Genomic DNA, 6,228 nt, shown 5'->3' on the forward strand with positions numbered 1-6,228 from the left:
CAGCAGGCGCCCGTGCTGGCCGCCGCCGGCGCGGACGTGACGGTGTTCGACGCTTCGCCGCTACAGCTGGCCCAGGACGAAATGGTCGCGCGCCGCGATGGCCTGACGCTCAAGGCCGTGCAGGGCGACATGCGTGATCTCTCGGCATTTGCAGACGCGTCCTTCGACTGCATCGTGCATCCGATCTCCAACCTGTATGTGCCCGACGTGCGGCCTGTGTGGCGCGAGTGCTTCAGGGTGCTCAAGCATGGCGGCAGGCTGCTCAGCAGCTTCTACAACCCGGTCGTGTTCGTCGGCGACCGCGCGCCGGAACTGGCGGAACAGGGCTTGATCCGCCCGCGCTTCAAATTGCCCTACTCGGATGTGCGCGACCTGACTGCGTCCGAGTTGGCCGAGAAGCAAGACCGGGGGGATGCCCTGGTGTTCGGACACAGCCTGGGCGAGCAGATCGGCGGCCAGTTGGACGCCGGATTCCTGCTCAAGGGGTTTTATGAGGATGAACAGCCCCAGCCGCGGTTCCTGATCGACCGCTTCATGCCGACCTTCCTGGCGACGCACGCGATCAAGCCCTGAGGACCAAGGGGCGCCGCTTGGGCGCCCCTTGCGTATCACTTGAACGGGTTGGAATCCGTCCCGTAGGCGCTGGCGCCGTAACCGCTACCCCCGACCTCCAGCGAGACCGAACTCGGATCGACGACGGCGGCCGTTCCCTTGTAGTGCATCACCATGCCCGGGAAGGCCATCACGGCCGCGACCATCAGCAGCTGGATCACGATGAACGGCACCGAGCCCCAGTAGATCTGTCCGGTCGTGACGGGCTCGATCATCTTGCCCGTGACCCTGTCCTTGTAGCGGTCCCGTGGCGCCACCGATCGCAGGTAGAACAGCGCAAAGCCGAATGGCGGATGCATGAACGAGGTTTGCATATTGACTGCCAGGATCACGCCGAACCAGATCAGGTCTATGCCCAGCTTGTCGGCCACCGGCCCCAGCAGCGGCACGATGATGAACGCCAGTTCGAAGAAGTCCAGGAAGAAGGCCAGCACAAAGGTCAGGATGCTGACCACGATCAGGAAGCCCCACTGCCCGCCCGGCAAGCCGGTCAGCAGATGCTCGACCCACAGGTCGCCGTTGACGGCGCGGAAGGTCAGGCCGAATACAGTGGAACCCACCAGGATGAACACCACGAAGCAGGACAGCTTGGTGGTCGTGTCCATGGCCTGCTTGAGCAGATCCAGCGACAGGCGGCGTCGCGCCACCGCCATCAGGATGGCGCCCACCGCGCCCATGGCGCCGCCTTCGGTCGGCGTGGCGACGCCGATGAAGATAGTGCCCAGCACCAGGAAGATCAGCGCCAGCGGCGGGATCATCACGAAGGTCACCCGCTCGGCCAGGGCCGACAGCAGGCCCAGGCCCAGCGCCTTGTTGATCAGCGCGATGACGAAGGCCGTGGCGCCCCAGAACAGCAGCGCCACCACGATGCGCTCGTCCATCGGCGCCGTGTTGTTCTCGACCCAGAGGCCCAGGAAGTACGCCGACACGGCGGAAATCACCATCAGCACCAGCAGCGAACGTCCGCCGCGGCCGCCGTTCGGCTCCTGGAAGCGGCGCGCCTCTTCCGGCAGCGCGGGCGCGGAGTCCGGCTTCAGCAGGCTCACGATGACGATGTAGACGATGTACACCCCGGCCAGGATGAAGCCAGGCACCATGGCCGCGCGGTAGATGTCGCCGATGGAGCGCCCGAGCTGATCGGCCAGGATGATCAGCACCAGCGAGGGCGGGATGATCTGCGACAGCGTGCCGGACGCGGCGATCACACCGCTGGCCAGCTTGCGGTCATAACCGTTGCGCAACATGATGGGCAGCGAGATCAGGCCCATCGAGATGACCGAGGCCGACACCACGCCCGTGGTCGCGGCCAGCATCGCGCCGACGAAGACCACCGCGATGGCCAGGCCGCCGCGAACCGAGCCGAACAGCTGGCCTATGGTCTCCAGCAGATCCTCGGCCATGCCGGACCGCTCCAGCACCAGTCCCATCAATGTGAAGAATGGCACCGCCAGCAACGTGTCGTTGGAAATGATGCCGAACACCCGCTGCGGCAGCGCTTGGAACAGCGAGGAATTGAGCAGGTCCAGCTCCATCCCCACCAGGCCGAACAGGATGCCGTTGGCCGCCAGCGCGAACGCCACCGGAAAGCCCAGCAGCAGAAAGATGATCAGCGTCGCGAACATGATCGGCGCCAGATTGGCAATGAGAAACTCCATGATCAGCGGCCCTTGTTGTTCAGTTCGTTCTGCGCGGCCGCTTCGCGCGCCTGCGCCTCGCGGGCGATTTCCTCGGCCAGCTCTTCTTCGGCGCTCCTGGCGCCCTCGCGTTCACGCGGGTCGCGGCAGCGTCCCATCAGGAAGCCCACGCACTTGATCAAGTGCGACAGTCCGGCCAGCACCAGCAGCGCGAAGCCCACCGGAATCAGCAGTTTGACCGGCCAGCGGATCAAACCGCCCGAGTTGGAGGAATGCTCGTTGCTGAGGTACGAATCCATGAACACCGGCCAGGACAGGTACATGATCAACAGGCAGGCCGGCATCAGGAAGAACAGCACGCCGAAGATCTCGATCCCGATCTGCGCGCGGCGCGACAGCCGCGAGGAGATGATGTCCACCCTGACGTGGTCGTTCTTCAGCAAGGTGTAGCCTGCGGTCAGCAGGAACATGGCGCCGAACATGTACCACTGCAGCTCCAGCCAGGCATTGGAGCTGTCGTGGAATATCTTGCGCATGATGGCGTTGCCGGCGCTGACCAGGACCACCAGCAGCGTGACCCAGGACACGATCCGGCCCATGCGCAGATTGATCGCGTCTATGCCACGCGACAAGGCGAGTAGTGCTTGCATCTGTTTTCCCCAGAATTGTTTCTAATCACGCACCTGCCCCAAACACAGCCCGTGGTGCCCCGGGCTTGAAACTGTCAATCGTCTTCGCGGTCATGCCGCAGCCAGGGCGTCACGCGCCGTTCCAGCCACACCAGCAAGGCGAACAGCAGCATGCCCATCAGGGCCAGCACGAAGATCGCGGCGAACACCCGCACCGTGTCGAAGGTGCCCTGGGCGCTCATGATCACGTAGCCCAATCCGCGCTGCGAGGACACGAACTCGCCGACGATGGCGCCCACTAGCGCCAGCGAGATCGAGACCTTCATGCCCCCCAGGATCGAGGGCAGCGCGCTGGGCAGCCGCACCTTGAAGAAGAAATCGAGGCGCGAGCCCTTCAGCACGCGGCCCAGGTCCAGCACGTCCTGCGGCACGGAGCGCAGGCCGTGGACGGTGTCGACGATCATCGCGAACACGGCGATCAGGAAGGCGATGGCGATCTTTGGCTCCGCTCCCGTGCCCATCCAGATCACGAACAAGGGTGCGATGGCGACCTTGGGCACGCTGTTCAGGGCCACGATCAGGGGATAGATGAAGCGCTCGAACCAGCGCGAGCCCACCAGCATGACGGCGATCGCCACGCCGGCCGCCACCGCCAACGCAAAGCCGGCCAGCGTGGTCATCAACGTGTAGGCGGCATGGCCGGCATACCAGCTCCACTCCGCGGCCAGTTCCAGCGCTACCTGGCCCGGCAACGGCAGCATGATGGCGCGCACATGGAACACCCGGGCGGCAGCCTCCCACAGCAGCAAGAACACCAGCACCGAGACCAGCCCGGCCATGCGCCGGCCCGCCCCTTTCAATAGCGCGCTCATTGGACGGACTCCAGGCCGGATGCGGCGCGCACGCCCTCGTCTATCAGGCCCATGTTCTGGAACATGCCGCGGATGTGCCGCACGTACTCGCCGAACTGCGGCGTTTCGCGCAGCGCCAGCGGCCGGGGCCGCGGCAGGTCGATCTCTATGGTTTCGAGGATGCGGCCCGGGCGCGGCGAGAACACCATCACCACGTCGCCCAGGAATACCGCTTCGGCGATGCCATGCGTCACGAACAATACCGTGTTGCGCGTCTCCATCCAGATCCGCTGCAGCTCGACGTTCATCTGGTCGCGCGTCAGCGCGTCCAGCGCGCCGAAGGGCTCATCCATCAGCAGCAACTTGGGATCGTCCACCAGCGCCCGGCAGATCGCCGCGCGCTGGCGCATGCCGCCGGACAGTTCGCGCGGATAGCTATCGGCAAACTTCTCCAGGCCCGTCAGGGCCAGCAGCGCCCGCACCTTGTCGGCATAGGCCGCCACCGGCTTGTGCGCAAGCTCCACCGGCAGCAGGATATTGCGGCGCACGCTGCGCCATTCAAGCAGCGCGTCGCGCTGGAACACCATGCCCATGCCGTCCGGCGGCCCCTGCACCGGCACGCCCTCTACCCGCAAGTCGCCGCTGGAGACCGTCTCCAGGCCGGCCACGCAGCGCAGGAAGGTGCTCTTGCCGCAGCCGCTGGGGCCCAGGATGCTGACGAAGCGGCCACGCGGCACCTCGACCGACACCGATGCCAGCGCCTCCACTCCAGCCGCGCCGGGATAGCGCTTGCGCACGTCTGTTGCGGCCACGGCCCACTGCGTCATGGCTGCACCAGGCTGTCGTAGCGTTCCGCGTGCACCAGGCCGGGCACATAGAACGAAGAGGCCTCGGCGCTTGCGCTGATCAGCCCGACCGTCGACAAGGTCGTGACGGCCTGGGTCCAATCCTGCGGCACGATGGCGCCCAGGCGCGCGCCCGCCGCCGGCTGGCCGAAGTACGGCTGCAGGGCGTCGATCTGGCCGCGCAGCACCTTCTTGTCCAGGCGCGCCTGCGGCCGCTGCGCCAGGATGGCGGCGACCGCCTCGTCCTGGTGGCCGGCATAGATGTATTCCCAGGCGCGTGCGCTCACGCTGGCGAAACGCTCGATGGCATCGCGCCGCTGCGCCAGCTTGGATTCATTGGCGAACAAGCCGAAGCTGGGCATGTTCAGGCCGAAGTCGGCGAAGCGCACCGCGCTGGAGGGGCGGTTCTGCGAGACCACGGGAAGAAAGAACGGGATGGTGGAGAACGCCGCATCGGCCCGTCCCACCGCATAGGTCGAGGCCTTGCTGGCGGCGTCCACGTTGATCAGTTCCAGATCGCTCTTCTTTAGCTTGCCCGCGGCCAGGAAGGCATCGATGAATGGCGCTTCCAGCGAGCCAGCGGTATAGGCCACCTTCTTGCCCTTGAGCTGCGCAGGCCCGGTGATGCCGGCGTCGGCAGGCACCAGCAGCCCGATGTCGCTCTGCCTGGCGAACACGGCCACCGCCTTCACCGGCATGCCTTTCTCGCGGGCGATCATGGCCGAGGCCAGCGCGGCATGCCCCAGGTCGAAGCTGTCGCCGGCGCCGACGATCTGCACCGTCGTCACCGAACCGTTGCCGTCTTCCAGCGACACGTCCAGGCCGGCCTGTTTGTACCAGCCCTTCTGCTGCGCCAGGTGGAATGCGCCGTGCACGCCCCAGGGCGTCCAGTCCAGTCGCACCCGCAGCGGCTCCAGGGCCTGCGACCAGGCGGGCGCGCTCAGCGCGACAGCCGCCAGGCCCAACAATGCGTTGCGCCAATTCCTTGCGAATACCGCGAGCATGATTTTCCCCGTTATGTGCCGACACTGGGCGGCCGCGCGCGCGGCCGCCGGTACTACGTCGCGCTCAGCCGCCGCGGCCGAACCACCGTTTGATGCGCGCCCACAGCACGCTGAAGAACATGGCCGTGGGATTGAAGCTGGCCTGGGCCGGCGCCTCGCCCGCCGCGACGGGCCGGCGCAGCCGGGCGGTGACGTTGTTGCCGAAGTCCGCGATCATCCGGCGCACGAAGTCCTGCACCAGGCCGGACCGCGAAAACTGCGCCAGCGGCCCCTGCAGCGAATACAGCAGGTTCACGTGGACCTGCGTCTCGGTGGCCGACAACGCTTCCAGGCGATAGGTGATGTCGCCGTTGGCGCGCGATTGGCTGAGCGAGTCCTGCCCTGCCCCGCGGAACACCGCCTGCATGGCGGCATCGTCGCGTTCCAGGCGGGCCGCGCCATTGAAGGCGGCGGACATGGGACCGAACTTGATGGCGATCTTGCCCTTGACGCGGTCCCCTTCGTGCTCTTCGATCGAGGCGCCCGGCAGGCAGCTGGCTAGCGCCGGCAGGTCCACCATGAAGGCCCAGACCTCGGCGGCCGGGAACGGCACCTTGAAGCCCCCGTCGATCTGGCTGCCGCGGCCTTCCTTCTTGCCCGCCGCGGCAGCGGGC

7 protein-coding genes are annotated in these 6,228 nt (G+C 66.5%); 1 reads left to right on the forward strand and 6 read right to left on the reverse strand.

What is annotated here, in order from left to right:
- Positions 1-573 (forward strand): class I SAM-dependent methyltransferase (locus VIR09_RS02615; RefSeq protein ID WP_332011475.1); only part of this gene is annotated, 573 nt, incomplete at its 5' end.
- Between the two features lie 35 nt (positions 574-608).
- Here the strand turns inward: VIR09_RS02615 and VIR09_RS02620 are convergent.
- From VIR09_RS02620 to VIR09_RS02645, 6 genes are all read right to left on the reverse strand, one after another.
- Positions 609-2,267, reverse strand: coding sequence for a TRAP transporter large permease subunit (locus VIR09_RS02620; protein ID WP_332011476.1), 1,659 nt, complete (start codon positions 2,265-2,267; stop codon positions 609-611).
- A gap of 2 nt (positions 2,268-2,269) precedes the next feature.
- Entirely contained in the window at positions 2,270-2,896 is a 627-nt protein-coding gene (locus VIR09_RS02625) for a TRAP transporter small permease subunit (protein WP_332011477.1), read from the reverse strand.
- Between the two features lie 74 nt (positions 2,897-2,970).
- Entirely contained in the window at positions 2,971-3,747 is a 777-nt protein-coding gene (locus tag VIR09_RS02630; RefSeq protein ID WP_332011478.1) for an ABC transporter permease, read from the reverse strand.
- The gene (locus VIR09_RS02635) at positions 3,744-4,553 is read right to left on the reverse strand and encodes an ABC transporter ATP-binding protein (protein WP_332011479.1); all 810 of its coding nucleotides are present in this window, start codon (positions 4,551-4,553) and stop codon (positions 3,744-3,746) included. Before VIR09_RS02635 ends, VIR09_RS02630 begins: the two co-directional genes overlap by 4 nt.
- Positions 4,550-5,575 (reverse strand): ABC transporter substrate-binding protein, encoded by a 1,026-nt coding sequence (locus VIR09_RS02640; RefSeq protein WP_332011480.1) that lies wholly within the window; start codon positions 5,573-5,575, stop codon positions 4,550-4,552. Before VIR09_RS02640 ends, VIR09_RS02635 begins: the two co-directional genes overlap by 4 nt.
- A 64-nt stretch (positions 5,576-5,639) precedes the next feature.
- Positions 5,640-6,228, reverse strand: a 589-nt coding sequence (locus VIR09_RS02645; RefSeq protein WP_332011481.1) for an SRPBCC family protein, incomplete at its 5' end; no start/stop codon positions are given.

The organism is Achromobacter sp., assembly GCF_036567245.1.
Lineage (GTDB): Bacteria > Pseudomonadota > Gammaproteobacteria > Burkholderiales > Burkholderiaceae_B > Achromobacter.